We start from the raw sequence: 15,576 nt of genomic DNA on the forward strand, positions 1-15,576 counted from the left end.
CGGAAGACTTACGAGGTCGAACATTCCCGACCGATCGGACGCATCCATGACGCTCATCGCCGATGAGGTAGCCCCCGCCGCAGTGCGGCCGCGCACCGGCAGCGACTTCGCCGAGCTCGGCAAGCGGATCAACGAGGCCGGGCTGATGGCCCGCCGCCCCGCGTACTACGTCATCCGCTTCGCGCTCACCGCTGCCGTCTTCATCGGCGGATGGACGGCCTTCGCCCTCATCGGCGACACCTGGCTGCAGATGTTCACGGCCGTGTTCATGGCCCTCGTCAGCACCCAGGTCGCGTTCCTCGGCCACGACCTCGCGCACCGCCAGGTCATCCGCAGCCGCGCCACCTCCGAGCGCCTCGGCTGGTTCACCGGCAACCTCGCCAACGGCATGGGCTACGGCTGGTGGAACGACAAGCACAACCGCCACCACGCCAACCCCAACCACGAGGAGCTGGACCCCGACGTCGCGCCGGGCCTGTTCGTCTGGTCGAAGCGCCAGGCGGGCTTCGCGCAGGGCATCGCCACCTGGTTCGGCAAGTACCAGGCGCAGCTGTTCTTCCCGATCCTCACCCTCGAGGGCCTCAACCTCAACTGGTCGGGCATCAAGTCGGTCCTCAAGCCGGGCCTGAAGAACCGCGGCCTCGAGGCCCTGTTCCTCGCCGTCCACTGGGCCGCCTACCTCGCCGCCCTGTTCATCGTCCTCTCCCCCGGCAAGGCGATCGTGTTCCTCCTGGTGCACAAGGCCGTCTGGGGCCTGTACATGGGCTCGGTCTTCGCGCCGAACCACAAGGGCATGCCGACCTTCGTCGGCGAGACCGAGCTGGACTTCCTCCGCAAGCAGGTGCTGACCTCGCGGAACGTCAAGGGCGGCTGGTTCACCAACTTCGCCCTCGGCGGCCTGAACTACCAGATCGAGCACCACCTCTTCCCGGCTATGCCCTCCGCGAACCTCGCCAAGGCGCAGCCGATCGTCGAGCAGTTCTGCAACGAGAAGGGCATCCCCTACCACGCGACCGGGCTCATCCAGTCCTGGAAGGAAGCCCTCGGCGAACTCCACGCCCACGGCGAACCCCTCCGCAACGCCGCGAAGGCGTAACAGCGACAACGTAGAACGGCCGCCCGCGCGATGCGGGCGGCCGTTTCCCTGCCTACGCCGCCGCGACGAAGAAGCGCTCGCCCGAGCCCCAGTAGTCCTCGACACCGATCGCGGCGGTCTCGACGCCGGCGGTCGGCACGGTGATGCAGAAGTTCCCCGTCGCCGTCCCGCCCGGGAACACCTCCGGTGCGTACGAGAGGTGGTCGGGGATGAACCCGCAGGCCTCCGTGTACACCGAGTCGACGACGAAGACGCCGAACAGCAGGTCCGCCCAGGCGGTGCTCGACGTCTCGCCCTGGTAGGTCGCGTCGACCTTGAACATCATGAACTGGTGCCCCGCGGGCGGGGCGATGTTGAACTCGTCGGCGGCCATGACCTCCGCGGTCGCGTCCGGCACCACGTCGCTGATGACCACGAGCCAGTTCCCGGTGGAGATCTCGCTGCCCGCCGGGAGCGGCGCGGCCGGGTCGGTGCCGTCGACGACCTGGTCCTCCTTCGGCACGTCGCCGTAGCCGGGCCCGTCGGTGTCGTCCTCGCCGGTCTCGTAGTCCGTCGGCCAGTCCTCCACGATCTCCTCGACCGACCGGCCCACCGCGACAGTAACGACGGTGGCGACGATCAGCCCCACGACCGCCAGCGCGATGCCGATGATCGCGAACAGGCGGTGCGACTTGAAGATCCCGATGATGCCGAGGACGATCGCGGCGACGCCGAACAGCCCGCCGAGAAGGATCCCGGCGATCGGTATCAGGGCGAACAGCACCGCGACCCCGCCGAAGACCAGGGCGAGGATCGAGATCGTCTTGGGTCTGCCCTCGGGCGGCGACGGCTCGTAGTACGACGCGAGCGGCGGGACGGGCGGCGGCGAGGCAGGCGGTTGGGACATGACACCCCCAAGGACAGCGCAACTGTTACCTGCATCACAGCACGCAGACGCGAACCTGTCTCAGATACCGTCCGGTTCCAGCCTGCGGATCAGAGGCTCCCGCGCGGCGCGACCCATTCGGTCAGGAGAAAGCCGCCTGCCACATGGCAGGCGGCCGCTCACAGAGCCGATACGGCTTCGTTCAGCCCTTCTAGGCGTCGAAGACGTCCGCTGCGGTTTCGGCGGTGATGGCCCGATCGATCCAGATTTCGAGCTGCCGCACATCGGTGCAGGACTCGATCTGCTCGACCTGTTCCGTCGAGAGCGCCACCTTGCGACCGATGAGGATCCGCAACAGCGACTCCGCGCGGCCTTCCGCGCGTCCTTCCGCAAGGCCCTTCTCCAGGCCTCGTGCCTCCAGCTCTTTCTGAAGATCGGAGGAGAATTGGTAGGTCATGCTCATGATTATGCCTTTCCAGTGATCGTGGGCGCCACCCTTGCCGAGACCAGCCTCGACATACTGGGCGAAGAACTTGGAGGACTCGCCGTCGGTCTTTTCGAGCGCTTCGGCGAGTGCGTCGAGTGCCGTGCTGATCTCAGGGTCGTACCGGTTGGCGAGCGCGGACAGGACCGCATACATCACGTCCTCGACCGCGGCGGCCGGATCGGTGATGAGCGGTGTGTTGTCCGGGCCGATCACCAGCGGATGCACGGTGGCCGAAGGCCTCCGATCGGGTCCGAGCGTCATCGGCTTCCGGCAGTTCACCGCCGTAGCCTTCGACGCGGTGAGGATGACCAGCGCCGCAGGGCAGTCGTAGTACGCCTCGAGATAGGAGAGGTACCAGTGCCAGGCCCGCTTCTTCGCTTGCGTGGGCGGCTTCGACTGCGGCTCGATGATCAGGATCTCCGGGCCTTGGTCGGTCTCGATCTTCAGCGCGGTGTCGACCTCGCGATTGATCGCCTTGATCTCGGAGACGTCGGAGTTGATGACGCTGACACTGCGGAACACCGGAAAATCCTCGCCCAAGCATCGCTTGAGGCCTCGGCGGGCCAGGTCTGGGTCGTCACGGAACAGGTGATGGAACACCTCATGAGGTGGTTTCGGCATGGCATGAAGCTAAGTGACAGAAAGTGCGAGTCCTCGGATCTTCGATGTGCGTGTCGCCACATGCCTTGCAGCCCAGGCGGTGTCGGATAGACCGGCTTCGCTATTCGAAGGCGTTGGCGGCCTGGTCGCGGAGGGAGCGGATGTGCTGTTCGAGGCCCATGAGCTGGCCGAAGAGCTTCATGTACTCGTCTTTGTCGGTGCTGGGGTTGATGCGCTGGAGGCGGCGCTTGAGGTCGGCGACCTCGGCTTCGACGACGGGCCGCTGGATGCGGGCGAGGATCGTGCGGACGTAGAGGCCGTCCGGCTCGCCCGCGAGGCGCAGTTCCTCGACGGCGAGCTCGCTCACCAGGGCCCCGGCGGCGATCTCGGTGCAGGCGCTCTGAACGGCGGCGATCCAGTTCGGGCCCGCGGCGGCCCGGGCCGCGCCGCCCGCGGCCGCGACGGCCTCGCGGACCGCGCGGTAGTTCGGGTCGGTGTACGGCGTGGCGTCGACCGCGTCGAAGTAGGGCCCGGCGACCTGCGGCTGTTGGAGGGCGACCTTCAAGACCTCGCGCTGGGCGCGCAGCTGGGTCGAGTCGGCGCGCGGCTCGCGCTTGGGCCCGGCCGGGGCCTCGGGCTGCTGGCCGGAGGCCGCGCCCTGCACCGCGCGGCGCAGCTCGGCCTTCTCCTTGCCGAGCCGCCCGGCGTAGACCCCGATGTACTCCTCGACCAGGCCGCGGTCCTTGACCCGGGCCAGGAGCGGCGCGATGGCGCGCGTGGCGTGCAGGCGGCCCTCGGCGGTGTCGAGGTCGTGCTTGGCGATCGCGCGTTCCAGCGCGAACTGGACGAGCGGCGTGTGCCGCTCGATGAGCTCCCGCACGGCCGCGTCCCCGGCGCTCTGGCGCAGCTCGCACGGGTCCTGCCCGCCGGGCGTGACGGCGATGTAGGTCTGGGAGACGAACCGCTGCTCCTCGTCGAAGGCCTTCAGCGCGGCCCGCTGGCCCGCCTCGTCGCCGTCGAACGTGAAGATGATGCGCCCGTCTGCGGACTCGGAGTCGAACAGGAAGCGCCGCAGGATGCGGATGTGCTCGGGCCCGAACGCGGTGCCGCAGGTGGCGACGGCCATCGGGACGCCCGCGAGGTGGCAGGCCATGACGTCCGTGTAGCCCTCGACGATGACGACCCGGCCGGTCCTGGCGATCTCCTTGCGGGCCAGGTCGATCCCGTAGAGGACCTGGGACTTCTTGTAGAGCGGGGTCTCGGGGGTGTTGAGGTACTTGGGGCCCTGGTCGTCGTCGAAGAGCTTGCGCGCGCCGAAGCCGATGACCGCGCCGGACGAGTCGCGGATGGGCCACACGAGGCGGCGGCGGAAGCGGTCGATGAGGTTGCCGGTGCGCGAGGGCTTGGCGAGCCCGGCCGTGTTCAGCTCCTCGGCGGTGAAGCCCTTGGCGCGCAAGTGCTTCGCGAGGGCGTCCCACGAGTCGGGGGCGTACCCGCAGCCGAAGGTGGCCGCGGCCTCGCGGTCGAAGCCGCGCGCGGTGAGGAACTGCCGGGCCGTGAGGGCCTCGGGCGAGAGCAGCTTGGCGGTGTAGAACTCGGCGGCAGCGGCGTGGGCGTCGAGGAGGCGCTGCTTCAGGCCGGGCGCGCCGGAGGGGCCGCGCTGGACGCGGCCGTCGACGTCCTCGTACGTGAGCTTGAGCCCGGCCTTCGCCGCGAGGCGCTCGACCGCCTCGACGAAGGTGAGGCCGTCGAGCTCGGTGAGGAAGGTGATGGCGTCGCCGCCGACGCCGCAGCCGAAGCAGTGGTAGACGCCGCGCGCGGGCGTGACGTTGAAGCTCGGGGAGCGCTCGTCGTGGAACGGGCACAGGCCCTTGAGATTGCCGCCACCGGCGTTGCGCAGGGTGACGCGCTCGCCGATGACATCGGCGATGTCCACGCGCTCGCGCACCAACTGGATATCGGCGTCCCGGATCCGCCCCGCCACTGTTCACCTCTTTTCGCTGCTCTCCCATTCTGCCCGGTCCCCCCGACACTCCGCTCGCGGACGCCGCCCGGTGTGAGGCCGGAAGTCAGGGCGGGCCGACTCCGCGTAACGCGTTGACCTCGTAGCGCAGCCGCAGGTGAGTGATCGGCCACCATGGACGGGTCGCGGAAGTCACGTCGCGAGCCGCGCTCACGGAAACCGTTGGCGCAGATCAGGACCGGTGCGACGGCCCGCTGTACCATGGTTCCGGTTAGCAACTTTCCCGACCACGCCTCACGCGAGCGCGGTCCGATCCGCTAGAGTCGCCTATCATGCCGGACCCATCGCCCGAGCAGCCGCCCTCCTGGCCTCCCACCAGTGAACCGGCGGCCACACCCACCAATCCGCCCCGAATCACCGCGCGCGGAGTGGGCCACCTGCCTTCCAAAACCCCCGACAGCGAGCCTTCGGCGGCCGACCGCTTCATGCGCCCGCCGCAGAGCCACGGCGAGCCGCCGCAGCAGCAGGCCGGGGGGTACGACGAGCTCGACCCGGAGGCCCGCCGCAGCGAATGGGGCGCGTTCGACGACGCGACCCCGTCGGTGCCGCAGCAGCCGGGCCCGCAGGACCCCCAGTACGGGAACGCGCCGTACGGCGACGCCCAGTACGGGCGGGCCCCGCAGCAGCAGCACGCCGCGGAACCGGCCGCGCCACAGGAACCGCCTGCGCCGCAAGGCGAATGGGGCGAGGCTCCGGACTGGCCGCCGAAATCGAGCCAGGACTGGATGCACCAGCAGTCCCAGACCGGCTGGGGCCTGACCGGCGGCGCCGCCTGGACCGGCGAGGCCCCGCCTCCCGCTGCGGCCCCCGCCCCCGAGGCACCCGCCGAGCAGGCGTTCGGCAACGCGCCGCAGGCCCCCGGGTACGACCCGCCGACCTACGACGCGCCGCGCCAGCCCGCCGCCGAGCAGGGCGGCCTCGAATTCCCCGAGCTGCGCTCCGACCCGTACGAGCAGGACGTCTACGGCCACAACCAGTACCGCGCCGACGGCGGCCAGGACCTCTACCAGGGCGACCCGTACCAGGCCGAGCGCCTGCAGGCCGAGGCCCAGCAGGCCCGCGAGGAGTACCAGGCGCAGCAGTCCGGGGCCTACCCGGTCGTGCCGCAGCAGGGCGGCGAGCAGGCCGCCCCGTACGGCTCCGGCGCCGACGCGTTCGGCGGGTTCGCCGAACCCCAGCAGCCGCAAGCGGACCCGTACGCGGCCCAGCCGGACCCGTTCGCCGCGCCGCAGCCCGACCCGTACGCCCAGCAGGACGCGTACCCGGCCGCCCCGCAGTCCGCGTACGGCAGCCCCGCCCAGCCCGATCCCTACGCCGAGCAGCAGGCGGCCGAGGCCGTCCCCGCGCAGCGCACCGCCGAACCCGAGCCCGAGGCCCCGGCGGCCGCGCCGGAACCGGCCCCGAGCACCGCCCGCGTCGCGCCGCCGACGCACCGCGGCGTCCGCTACGCCATCTACGGCATCGGCGGGCTCATCACCCTCGGCCTCATCATCGGCATCGTCCTCATGCTCGGCGCGGCTCCCCCCGAGGAGCCCAGCGAACCGGGCGAAGAAGGCGGCAACGCCAGCGAGGACACCGGCGCCGACGACGCCCTCACCCCCGAGCGCTACACCGAACTCGCCGCCGCCGCGGGCACCGCCGAATGGTTCTCCTGGCGCTACGGCGAGGCCGGGCAGAACGGCGCCGAGGAGCTCGCGGCCGCCAGCGGGGACGCGCTCGCCGCCGAACCGCTCTTCGACCAGGCCGACCGCAGCATCCAGGGCCAGCTCGGGTACGTCACCGACGAGTCCGGGCTCAGCGGGATCGACCACGTCACCGTCCTCGAGTCGACCGACGAGGCGCTGGGCCTCACGCCCCGCGCGGGCGGGCGCTTCACCGACCAGGGCCGCCCCGAACTCGAACTGCAGGAGGGCCCGACCGCCGACTGCGTGAACGCGCTCGGCGCCGAACTCGGCGAGCCCGTGGCCCTCGCGCGGCCCGAGCAGAGCGCCGAGGTCAACGCCCACTCCGTGATCGCGTTCTCCTCCGGCGTCATCGCCACCGCTGGCATCAGCGGCGCGCAGGGCGGCACGTGCCTCCAGCTCCCGGACGGGCAGGTCCCCACGGACGTCGCGCTCACCGACGGCAACGAGCTCGCGCTCGTCACCACCTGGACCCCTGAGTCGCAGACCGGCTCGCTCGTCGTGATCGCCTTGGGCGACAAGAAGGGCTCGTACCAGTCAAGCTGGTCGCAGTCCTACCCCGGCCTGCCGAACCCGGGCCACTTCGGGGCCGCCGAGATCGTCGGCACCGTCGTCCTGCCGTTCAGCGCGCCGACCTCGGTCGACGCGTGGTCTGACTCGAACGGCTCGGTCTCGGCCGAGCGCGCCACCGTCGAAGGCGGCGCCGGACGCGACCAGGTCGCGACCACCGGGTACGCGATCGTCGGCGACCTGAGCGCCAGCCAGGTGGCCTCGGTCGACCTGACCTCGACGCTCCAGGGCCTCGCCGCGAAGCACTACGACGGCGCTGAGTTCACGTTCGACGCGAACGCGGGCGAGGCGACCGGCTTCGACGGCGGCGTCGCCGACGTGGCCGCGACCGAGGGCTCCTCGGCCGTCGCGACCGCCGACGGCACCGTCCGCGAACTCGACGGCTCGCTCAAGGAGACGGCCGCGACCGAGGTCGGCGCTAACCCGACCTGCCTGGTCGTGGGCGCCCAGAGCGGCTCGTTCATCGCCACCAGCCGCGGCACGGCCACCGTCAGCTGGGTCTCGGGCGGCGAGGTCCAGAAGTCGCTCGCCGACTCGCGCATGGCCGACCCGCTGTGCGCGTCCGAGACGCCCGCGCTCGGCGTCGAGGACTACGCAGGCACCGCCGCGGTCGTCCTCGTCGCGGACTACACCGGGCAGAAGCTCCACTCCTACCTCGACGGCCAGGCCTCGATCCCCGGCGGCGCTTCCGTCGGCGGCGACGGGTTCTCCTACGCCGGGGCCTACGAGGTCGCGGGCAGCCCCTGGGCCGCCTCGGTCACGGTCGACCTCGAATAGAAGACCGCTCGATCGAGGGCCGCCCGGCGCACCGCCGGGCGGCCCTCGTCATATCGGGTACCTTGTGCGGACCCGGAACTCAGAGAAAAGGCAGGTCATGGATTACGGATGGAACCTCGCGCTCGTGGGCGTGCTGGTGCTGCTGAACGCGCTCTTCGCGGGCAGCGAGATGGCGCTGGTGTCGCTGCGCGAAGGCCAGCTGCGCACGCTGGAGCGCCAGTCGGGCAAGGGCGCGCGCACGCTCGTGCGCCTGGCCCGCGACCCGAACCGGTTCCTCGCGACGATCCAGATCGGCATCACCCTCGCCGGGTTCCTGGCCTCGGCGACGGCGGCCGTGTCGCTGGCCGAGCCGATCGTGCCGATGCTGAGTTTCCTCGGCGGCGCGGCCGACGCGGTCGCGGTCGGCCTGGTCACCGTGGTCCTCACGTTCTTCACGCTCGTGTTCGGCGAGCTCGCGCCCAAGCGCCTCGCGATGCAGTACTCGCTGGGCTGGGCGCTCATGGCGGCCAAGCCGCTCGACTTCCTGTCCACGGTCGCGCGCCCGGCCGTGTGGGCGCTGAGCAAGTCGACGAACCTGGTCGTGCGGGTCTTCGGCGGCGGCACCGAGACCGACGGCGAGCAGATGAGCCCTTCGGAGCTGCGCGAGCTCGTCTCGGGGCAGCGGGCGCTCAACCCCGAGCAGCGCGAGATCATCGTGGGCGCGTTGGAGATCCACGCGCGGCGGCTGCGCGAGGTGCTGGTGCCACGGCGCGCCGTGTTCCTTCTTCCGTCAGATATGGACACGGCGGAGGCGCGGGCGGCGCTCGCGGCCTCGGGCCACTCGCGGGCCCCGGTCACCGGCGAGAACGGCCTGGACGACGTGCTCGGGGTGGTCCACCTGCGCGACCTCCTCGACGACACCGTGGGCCTGACCGACGCGATGCGCCCGGCCGTGGTCTTCCCCGAGTCCCTGCGCGTCTCGGACGCCCTGCGGCGCTTCAAGGCCGACCACGAGCAGTTCGCGGTCGTCGTGGACGAGCACGGCGGGATCGACGGCATCGTCACGCTTGAGGACCTCCTCGAGGAGTTCGTGGGCGAGATCTACGACGAGACCGACCGCGACGTGCTGGCCGTACAGCACCGCCCCGACGGGGTGATGACCGTGCCGGGAACGTTCCCGATCCACGACCTCGAAGACCTCGACATCGAGCTGGTCGGCAGGCCCGACGGGAGCTTCACCACGGTCGCGGGCCTGCTCCTGGCCCGCCTCGGGCGGCTCCCGGAGGCCCCGGGCGACAAGGTGCGCCTCTCGGGCTGGGAGTTCGAGGTCGCCGAGGTCGAGCAGCACGCGATCACCACGGTGCGCATCCGCCGCCTGGCGGCCGAGGACTGAGGTGGAGCGCGTCACCGGGGAGGGCCGGGCCGCGAGTCCGCTGGAATAATGGACCGGTGACAAAGCAGCTCTCGCTCGCAGGCGCCCCGGTCGACCCGCCGGTGGTGCTGGCACCCATGGCCGGGATCACGAACCTGCCGTTCCGCAAGCTCTGCCGCGAGCAGGGCGCGGGCATCTACGTGTGCGAGATGATCACGACGGTGGCGCTCACCGAGCGCAACCCGAAGACGATGCGACTGATCGAGTTCGACCCGGAGGAGACGACCCGCAGCCTGCAGCTGTACGGCGTCGACCCGGCCGGGATGCGCAAGGCCGTGCAGATGGTCGCCGACGAGAACCTGGCCGACCACATCGACCTCAACTTCGGCTGCCCGGTCCCCAAGGTCACGCGCCGCGGCGGCGGCTCGGCGCTGCCGTGGAAGCGGCGGCTGTTCCGCGAGATCGTCACGGCGGCCGTCGACGCGGCCGGGAGCATCCCCGTCACCGTGAAGATGCGCAAGGGCATCGACGACGACCATCTCACGTACCTCGAAGCGGGGAAGATCGCCCAAGACGCGGGCGTCGCGTGGGTCGCGCTGCACGGGCGCACCGCCGCCGAGCGGTACTCGGGCACCGCCGACTGGGACGCCATCGCGACCCTGAAGGAGCACCTGGACCTGCCGGTGCTCGGCAACGGCGACATCTGGGAGGCCTACGACGCGCTGCGCATGGTCGAGCAGACCGGCTGCGACGGCGTCGTCGTCGGGCGCGGGTGCCTGGGCAGGCCGTGGCTCTTCGGCGACCTCGAAGCCGCGTTCAACGGCAAGGTCAGCCGCATCATGCCGAGCCTCGGCGAGGTCGCGAAGGTCATGTACCGTCACGCGGAACTGCTGGTCGAGTGGATCGCGGGCGCCGAATCGTACGAGGCGCGGCGCAACATCGACGCCGAAGAGCACGGCTGCCGCGAGTTCCGCAAGCACGTCGCCTGGTACCTCAAGGGCTTCCCGGTCGGCGGCGACATGCGCCGGGCGCTCTCGATGGTCTCGCACCTGAACGAGCTCGAAGACCTGCTCGGCAAGCTCGAGGCGGACGCGCCGTTCCCGGAGTCGACCATCGGCAAGCCGCGCGGCCGCACCAACAGCCCCGGCAAGGTCACGCTGCCCGACGGCTGGCTGGACGACCGGGACGACCTCACGGTGCCCGAAGGCGCCGAGATCGACTCCTCAGGCGGTTAAAGGCATGAGAAAAGGGGAGGCCTCCGGTGCCGGGAGGCCTCCCCTTTCGTCTGCGTCCCCTACTCGGAGGGGGCTGTCTTGCCGTACTTCTTGTAGAACTTGGCGACCCGGCCTTCGTCGTCGAGGACGCGGCTCTTGCCCGTCCAGAACGGGTGCGAAGCCGAGGAGATCTGGACGTCGATCACCGGATAGGTCTTGCCGTCCTCCCACTCGACGGTCTCGGCCGAGCTGACCGTTGACCGGGTGAGGAAGGAAAAGTCTGCCGCGCGGTCGCGGAAGACCACGTAGTCGTACTTCGGGTGAATACCTTGCTTCATTCCTGATTCCTCTCCTTGCTCTCGAAACAACCGCCGAAGGGGTCGGGGTATTCCCGCCACGCGGCGAAGCCTTCGGCGAGCTCCGCGTCGGTCAGCAGGCAGGCGTCGAGGACGCCCGCGAGCTCGTCGGCCGCGAAGTGCAGGCCGACGAACGCCAGCTGCACCTCCCGGTCCCCGAACTCGGCGTCCCAGTGCAGGTCGGCGTTGACGCGCCGCTCGGGGCTCGACTCGTCCCACTCCTCGTCGGGCGTGGCCGCGAGCCAGCGCCCCATGTCGCCCATCGAGACGCCGCCGCCGCTGGACTCCCAGGCCACGATGTGGTCGGGCTGCCCGGCGAGCCACAGGTGGCCGCGGCCGCGCAGGGTCCGCCCGGCGAGGGTGGGGAGGGCCTGGTGGAAGCGCTCGGGGTGGAGGGGCCGGCGGGCCCGGTAGAGGGTGGCGACGACGCCGCAGTCCGGTTCGGGCTCATGGCATCCGACGGTGTAGCCCTCGATGCCGCGGCCGTACGGTTCGGGCGCGTCGGGGTCGAAGCGGCCGCTGCGGCGGATGCGAGTCGACAGCCAGACCGGTTCGAGGATGTCGAGCACGAGGTGGCGGGCCCAGGGGTTGAGGCGCTGGAGGAGCACGGACAGGCGCGTGTGCTCGTAGTCGAACTCGGAGTCGGGGGCCCACAGGAGCACGGTGTCTGCGAACTCGATCTGGCGGGCGGCGACCTCGGAGACGGACCGGGTGTCGTCGTCGGCGGCCTGGAGGCGGTGGTCGGCGAGGTCGCGGTCGGAGTCGAGGGTGTCGAGGAGGGTGGCGGGGTCGCAGACGGCGACGACGGAGTCGATGCGGAGGGCGTCGGTGACGGGCGCGCCGTCGACGTGGGACCAGCAGCAGGCGGTGGTGACGGCCTCGGGCTCCATGGAGGGCGGGAGGACGAGGGCGAGGTCGCTGGCGGGCCGGGCGCGGGCGAGGCGCACGAGGGCCGGGAGGAGGTCTTCGCGGATGGTGCAGTTGATGCAGCCGTGCTCGAGGGTCACGCGTTCGTCTTCGATGAGGCCCCGGCCGTCTCGGACGATGCGGCGGACGGTGCCGGTGTCGAGGAGTTCGGCGAGGTCGTAGGTGACGGTGAGGAGGCTCTTGTCGGCGCGCGTGAGGAGTTCGGCGGCCTCGCGGGTCGCCTTGGGGGCGAAGCCGGTCAGGAGTGTCAGGGCGGGCCGCAAGTCGGCTGGTGACACGTCCGATCCGGGTTGGGCGAGCTGGCTCATGAGGCCTCCGATCTATTTGAAAACGATTGTCATTATACTGGCTCTCACGAGAGGAGGACGACCGTGTCCAGAACATGCGAGGTGACCGGGGCCGGGCCCGGCTTCGGCAACAACGTGCCGTGGTCCAAGAAGAAGACCCGGCGCAAATGGAACGTGAACCTGCAGCACAAGCGGTACTACCTGCCCAGCGAGGGCCGGCATGTGCGGCTGCGGGTGTCGGCCAAGGGCATCAAGGTGATCGACCGCGACGGCATCGAGTCCGTCGTGGCGCGGCTGCGAGCGGAAGGGAGGAAGATCTGATGGCGAGCAGGAGCACCGACATCCGGCCGGTGGTCAAGCTGCGGTCGACGGCGGGGACCGGCTACACGTACGTGACCCGCAAGAACCGTCGCAACGACCCGGACCGCCTGGTCCTCAAGAAGTACGACCCCGTCGTGCGCAGGCACGTGGAATTCAGAGAGGACCGGTAGTGGCGAAGAAGAGCATGATCGCCAAGCAGCGCAAGCGCGAGGTGCTCGTCGAGCGCTACCGCGAGCAGCGGGCTGAGCTCAAGCGGCTCGTCGCCCATCCGGGGACCGACCCGGAGGCCCGGGCGGCGGCCGTGGTGAAGCTCCAGAAGCTGCCGAGGGACTCATCGGCGACGCGGCTGCGGAACCGGGACGTCGTCGACGGGCGCCCGCGCGGGTTCAACCGCAGGTTCGGACTGTCGCGTGTCCGACTCAGGGCGATGGCGCACCGCGGCGAATTGCCCGGCTTGCGTAAAGCGTCCTGGTAGTAATTCACCACACACCGGGCAAATGACTCAGCTGGTGAGCACCCTCTTGCGACTCCATGGAATGAAAGCGTTATACGACCGTCGCAAGAGGGCGCTATGGTGGGCGTTGCGAGTGCGCTGTGAGACTGCTCTCAAGCCCGGAACCATGTGAGCTCCTCCTGCGTTTGACTCGGTGAACGAAGGAGTATGACAGCGATGGCCCAGCAATTGGAGACCGCCCCGGCAACGTCGCCCGCGCAGTCTGCAGCACCACAGACAGCACTGCAGCGCGAGACCGGCCCGCTCGCCGCGACGACCGCCGACGTCCCCGCCAGCCCCGCCGCCCTCTGGGCGTCGGAGAGCCGGGCGAACTACTCCATCACGCACACCGCCGACCAGGTCGAACACGCCTGGATCGACTGCGGCTGCGTCATCCACGGCGAATAGCGCCTACTCCTCGAACTCGACCACGGCCTGGCAGTTCTCCTCGTACTCGCCGAAACCCGGGTCGATCGAGAACCCGGCGTCCACGTCGAACGCCGCGTAAAGCCCGCCCACCCAGACGGCGCAGCTGACCTCCGCGGTGCGCGTTTGACCGTCCTCGGTGATCTCGACCAGCGCGCGCGCCTCACCCGGCAGCGACGACTCCAGGGCGAAGCCCGTGCCGTGCTCGTACCAGAGGCGTTCGGCGCGCACTTCGGGGTAGGCCACGACCCGCCACTGCTCGCCCGGCGCGAGCGCCAGTTCGCGGTCGGGGTCGGCGGGGAAGCGGAACGGGCAGCCCGGCCCCTCGGGAGCGGCGACGCAGCCGTCGTAGTGCTCCCGCAGGGCCGCGTTCACGGCGTCCTCGCCCTCCTGGGAGACCACGAGCCACGGCGAGGGCATCCACTCGTCCACGAGGCCCGACTCCGGCGAGTAGTACTTGTTCCCGAGCACGAGCATCGACCTGCCGCTGCCGTCTTCGAACGCCATCGTGGACGGCAGGTCGGGGTAGAACTCGTAATACCCGGGCAGGAGCATGACGTAGACCGGCTCCGCCTGCAGGTCGATGGGGACCTCGACGCCGTTCAGGTCGAGGAACTCCAGGGCGCCCCAGACCTCCGACTCGGCCAGCGCGCCGATGATCGTCGCGTCCCCGCGGTCGACGACGACGTGGTAGCGGTGGCCGATGCGCCCGCCCCCGGTCCCCTCGATCTCCACGTAGACCTGGGCGCTGGCCTTGCCATGGCCGGAGTCCTCGTAGGCCACCTGGGCGACTTCGGTGATCTGCCAGCGGGAGTCGAGGGCGTCGGGCACCAGGAAGGGGCCTTCCATGCCCTTCTGGTCGGTGAAGGCGAGCGCGGCCTCCACGTCGCCGTCGCGGACCGCTTCGAGGAAGCCCGCGACCGTCGCCTCGGCGAGGGGCCGGTGCAGCGGGGACCACTTCACGACCATGATGGCGGCGGCGGCCAGCGCGATGGCGATGGCCGTATATGCCAAGGCGGCGTTGGGGATGCGGAGGAAACGGCGGGTCGGCGAGGGGGCGGGGTCGGGAGCTGCGGGAACGGTGTCGCCCACAGCGCCCAGGTCGATCATGTGCTCCTCGCCCCACCGCTGCGGGGAGGCGGATTCGGACACCCTCGCTCCTGTGGCTCGACTGCTACCGTTGTCAAGCAAAGTGTAGCGGTCTCAGCTAGGAACCCCATGCCCTCGAACCGGTGGCTCAAGCGCCCCGCATCCGCGCTGCGGGACTTGGTGATCCACGCCCATATGCGGGCTGACATGCTGCCGCGCCTGCCGTTCGTGATCGCGCTCGTCGTCTCGGCGGTGGCGCTGGTGGTCGCGGTCGAACACCGCTCCGCGGCGGACGCGCGGCTCGCGTCGGTCGAGGAGCTGCCTTCGGGCCGGCCCGAGGAGTACACCGACGACGTCGCGTTCGTCGAGGAGGAGGTCGAGCTCGAGATCGTCGAGACCGGCTTCAGCAAGGTCGTCGACCGGGACGGCGACGAGTCGATCATCGTCGCGGTCGTGGTCCGCAATCCGCACGACGGGGAGCTGATCCCCGGTTCGCTGGCGATCCAGACCGAGACCGAGCGCGGCTACCCGGTCGACCTGGACACCATGTACATCGGCTCGCTGCCGCCGTTCGCGACGGCCATGGTCGGGTACGTGATGACGGGCAACGTCGACGCCGTGGACCCCGCGGACCTGACGCTGCGCCCCACCGACCCGTCGATGCTGTACCCCTCGGAGTACTGGGACGACCTGGAGTCGGGCCTGCAGTACGAGATCGACCCGCTGCCGACCTTCACGTACACCGGGATCCAGCCGCTGGTGAGCCCCGACGGGTACCGGCTGCACTTCACGGCCGAGACCGTGGACGAGACGGACTCGCAGATCGCGGTGCTGTTCCGCGACGGCGAGGGGACGCTGCTCGGCGGCGTCCCGGCCGACGCCGACCTCGCCTCGGGCGGGTTCCGGACGCTCCCGGCGGGCGAGTCGCGGCAGTTCGTCGACGTCACCGCCGAGTGGATACCCGAAGGGGCCGACCTCGATCGGATCGAGATCGGCCCCAGCAGGTACTGAC

General features: G+C 70.5%; 15 protein-coding genes. 9 read left to right on the forward strand and 6 right to left on the reverse strand.

Going from position 1 to position 15,576, the window contains the following annotated elements; translation table 11 throughout:
- Positions 1-46: 46 nt before the first annotated feature.
- Positions 47-1,096 carry a fatty acid desaturase family protein gene (locus ACGGCP_RS04735; RefSeq protein WP_392961070.1) on the forward strand — a complete coding sequence of 350 codons (1,050 nt, stop codon included), beginning with the start codon at positions 47-49 and terminating at the stop codon, positions 1,094-1,096.
- A gap of 52 nt (positions 1,097-1,148) precedes the next feature.
- Here the strand turns inward: ACGGCP_RS04735 and ACGGCP_RS04740 are convergent, their stop codons facing one another.
- The 3 genes from ACGGCP_RS04740 to dnaG all read right to left on the reverse strand — a co-directional run bounded on the left by ACGGCP_RS04740 (position 1,149) and on the right by dnaG (position 5,032).
- Positions 1,149-1,982 carry a hypothetical protein gene (locus ACGGCP_RS04740; RefSeq protein WP_392961073.1) on the reverse strand — a complete coding sequence of 278 codons (834 nt, stop codon included), beginning with the start codon at positions 1,980-1,982 and terminating at the stop codon, positions 1,149-1,151.
- Between the two features lie 190 nt (positions 1,983-2,172).
- Positions 2,173-3,069, reverse strand: coding sequence for a hypothetical protein (locus tag ACGGCP_RS04745; RefSeq protein ID WP_392961076.1), 897 nt, complete (start codon positions 3,067-3,069; stop codon positions 2,173-2,175).
- A 100-nt stretch (positions 3,070-3,169) separates the two neighbouring features.
- On the reverse strand, positions 3,170-5,032 hold the full coding sequence (dnaG, locus tag ACGGCP_RS04750; protein WP_392961078.1) for a DNA primase: 1,863 nt from the start codon (positions 5,030-5,032) through the stop codon (positions 3,170-3,172).
- Positions 5,033-5,439: 407 nt separating this feature from the next.
- On the opposite strand from dnaG, the gene ACGGCP_RS04755 reads away from it, so the two are divergent.
- From ACGGCP_RS04755 to dusB, 3 genes are all read left to right on the forward strand, one after another.
- Entirely contained in the window at positions 5,440-8,100 is a 2,661-nt protein-coding gene (locus ACGGCP_RS04755) for a hypothetical protein (RefSeq protein ID WP_392961081.1), read from the forward strand.
- A 97-nt stretch (positions 8,101-8,197) separates the two neighbouring features.
- Positions 8,198-9,472, forward strand: a complete 1,275-nt coding sequence (locus ACGGCP_RS04760) for a hemolysin family protein (RefSeq protein ID WP_392961084.1) — start codon at positions 8,198-8,200, stop codon at positions 9,470-9,472.
- Positions 9,473-9,528: 56 nt separating this feature from the next.
- Positions 9,529-10,686, forward strand: coding sequence for a tRNA dihydrouridine synthase DusB (dusB, locus tag ACGGCP_RS04765; RefSeq protein WP_392961087.1), 1,158 nt, complete (start codon positions 9,529-9,531; stop codon positions 10,684-10,686).
- A 59-nt stretch (positions 10,687-10,745) separates the two neighbouring features.
- Here the strand turns inward: dusB and ACGGCP_RS04770 are convergent, their stop codons facing one another.
- The gene (locus ACGGCP_RS04770; RefSeq protein WP_392961090.1) at positions 10,746-11,003 is read right to left on the reverse strand and encodes a type B 50S ribosomal protein L31; all 258 of its coding nucleotides are present in this window, start codon (positions 11,001-11,003) and stop codon (positions 10,746-10,748) included.
- Positions 11,000-12,256: a CobW family GTP-binding protein gene (locus ACGGCP_RS04775; protein WP_392961093.1), complete on the reverse strand. Its 1,257-nt coding sequence runs from the start codon at positions 12,254-12,256 to the stop codon at positions 11,000-11,002. Before ACGGCP_RS04775 ends, ACGGCP_RS04770 begins: the two co-directional genes overlap by 4 nt.
- Before the next feature lie 63 nt (positions 12,257-12,319).
- Here ACGGCP_RS04775 and rpmB point away from each other — a divergent pair, with 63 nt between their 5' ends.
- The 4 genes from rpmB to ACGGCP_RS04795 all read left to right on the forward strand — a co-directional run bounded on the left by rpmB (position 12,320) and on the right by ACGGCP_RS04795 (position 13,457).
- On the forward strand, positions 12,320-12,556 hold the full coding sequence (gene rpmB / locus ACGGCP_RS04780) for a 50S ribosomal protein L28 (RefSeq protein WP_392961095.1): 237 nt from the start codon (positions 12,320-12,322) through the stop codon (positions 12,554-12,556).
- Complete coding sequence (rpmG, locus tag ACGGCP_RS04785) at positions 12,556-12,726, forward strand: 50S ribosomal protein L33 (protein ID WP_392961098.1); 171 nt, start codon at positions 12,556-12,558, stop codon at positions 12,724-12,726. The genes rpmB and rpmG overlap by 1 nt, the downstream gene beginning before the upstream one ends.
- Positions 12,726-13,031 carry a 30S ribosomal protein S14 gene (gene rpsN / locus ACGGCP_RS04790; RefSeq protein WP_392961101.1) on the forward strand — a complete coding sequence of 102 codons (306 nt, stop codon included), beginning with the start codon at positions 12,726-12,728 and terminating at the stop codon, positions 13,029-13,031. The genes rpmG and rpsN overlap by 1 nt, the downstream gene beginning before the upstream one ends.
- Before the next feature lie 195 nt (positions 13,032-13,226).
- Positions 13,227-13,457 carry a hypothetical protein gene (locus ACGGCP_RS04795; RefSeq protein ID WP_392961103.1) on the forward strand — a complete coding sequence of 77 codons (231 nt, stop codon included), beginning with the start codon at positions 13,227-13,229 and terminating at the stop codon, positions 13,455-13,457.
- A 3-nt stretch (positions 13,458-13,460) separates the two neighbouring features.
- Here the strand turns inward: ACGGCP_RS04795 and ACGGCP_RS04800 are convergent, their stop codons facing one another.
- Entirely contained in the window at positions 13,461-14,627 is a 1,167-nt protein-coding gene (locus tag ACGGCP_RS04800) for a hypothetical protein (RefSeq protein ID WP_392961106.1), read from the reverse strand.
- A gap of 66 nt (positions 14,628-14,693) precedes the next feature.
- On the opposite strand from ACGGCP_RS04800, the gene ACGGCP_RS04805 reads away from it, so the two are divergent.
- Positions 14,694-15,575, forward strand: a complete 882-nt coding sequence (locus ACGGCP_RS04805; protein WP_392961109.1) for a hypothetical protein — start codon at positions 14,694-14,696, stop codon at positions 15,573-15,575.
- Position 15,576: the final 1 nt, after the last annotated feature.

Origin of the sequence: Glycomyces sp. NPDC048151, assembly GCF_043202775.1 — a bacterium.
GTDB lineage: Bacteria > Actinomycetota > Actinomycetes > Mycobacteriales > Micromonosporaceae > Glycomyces.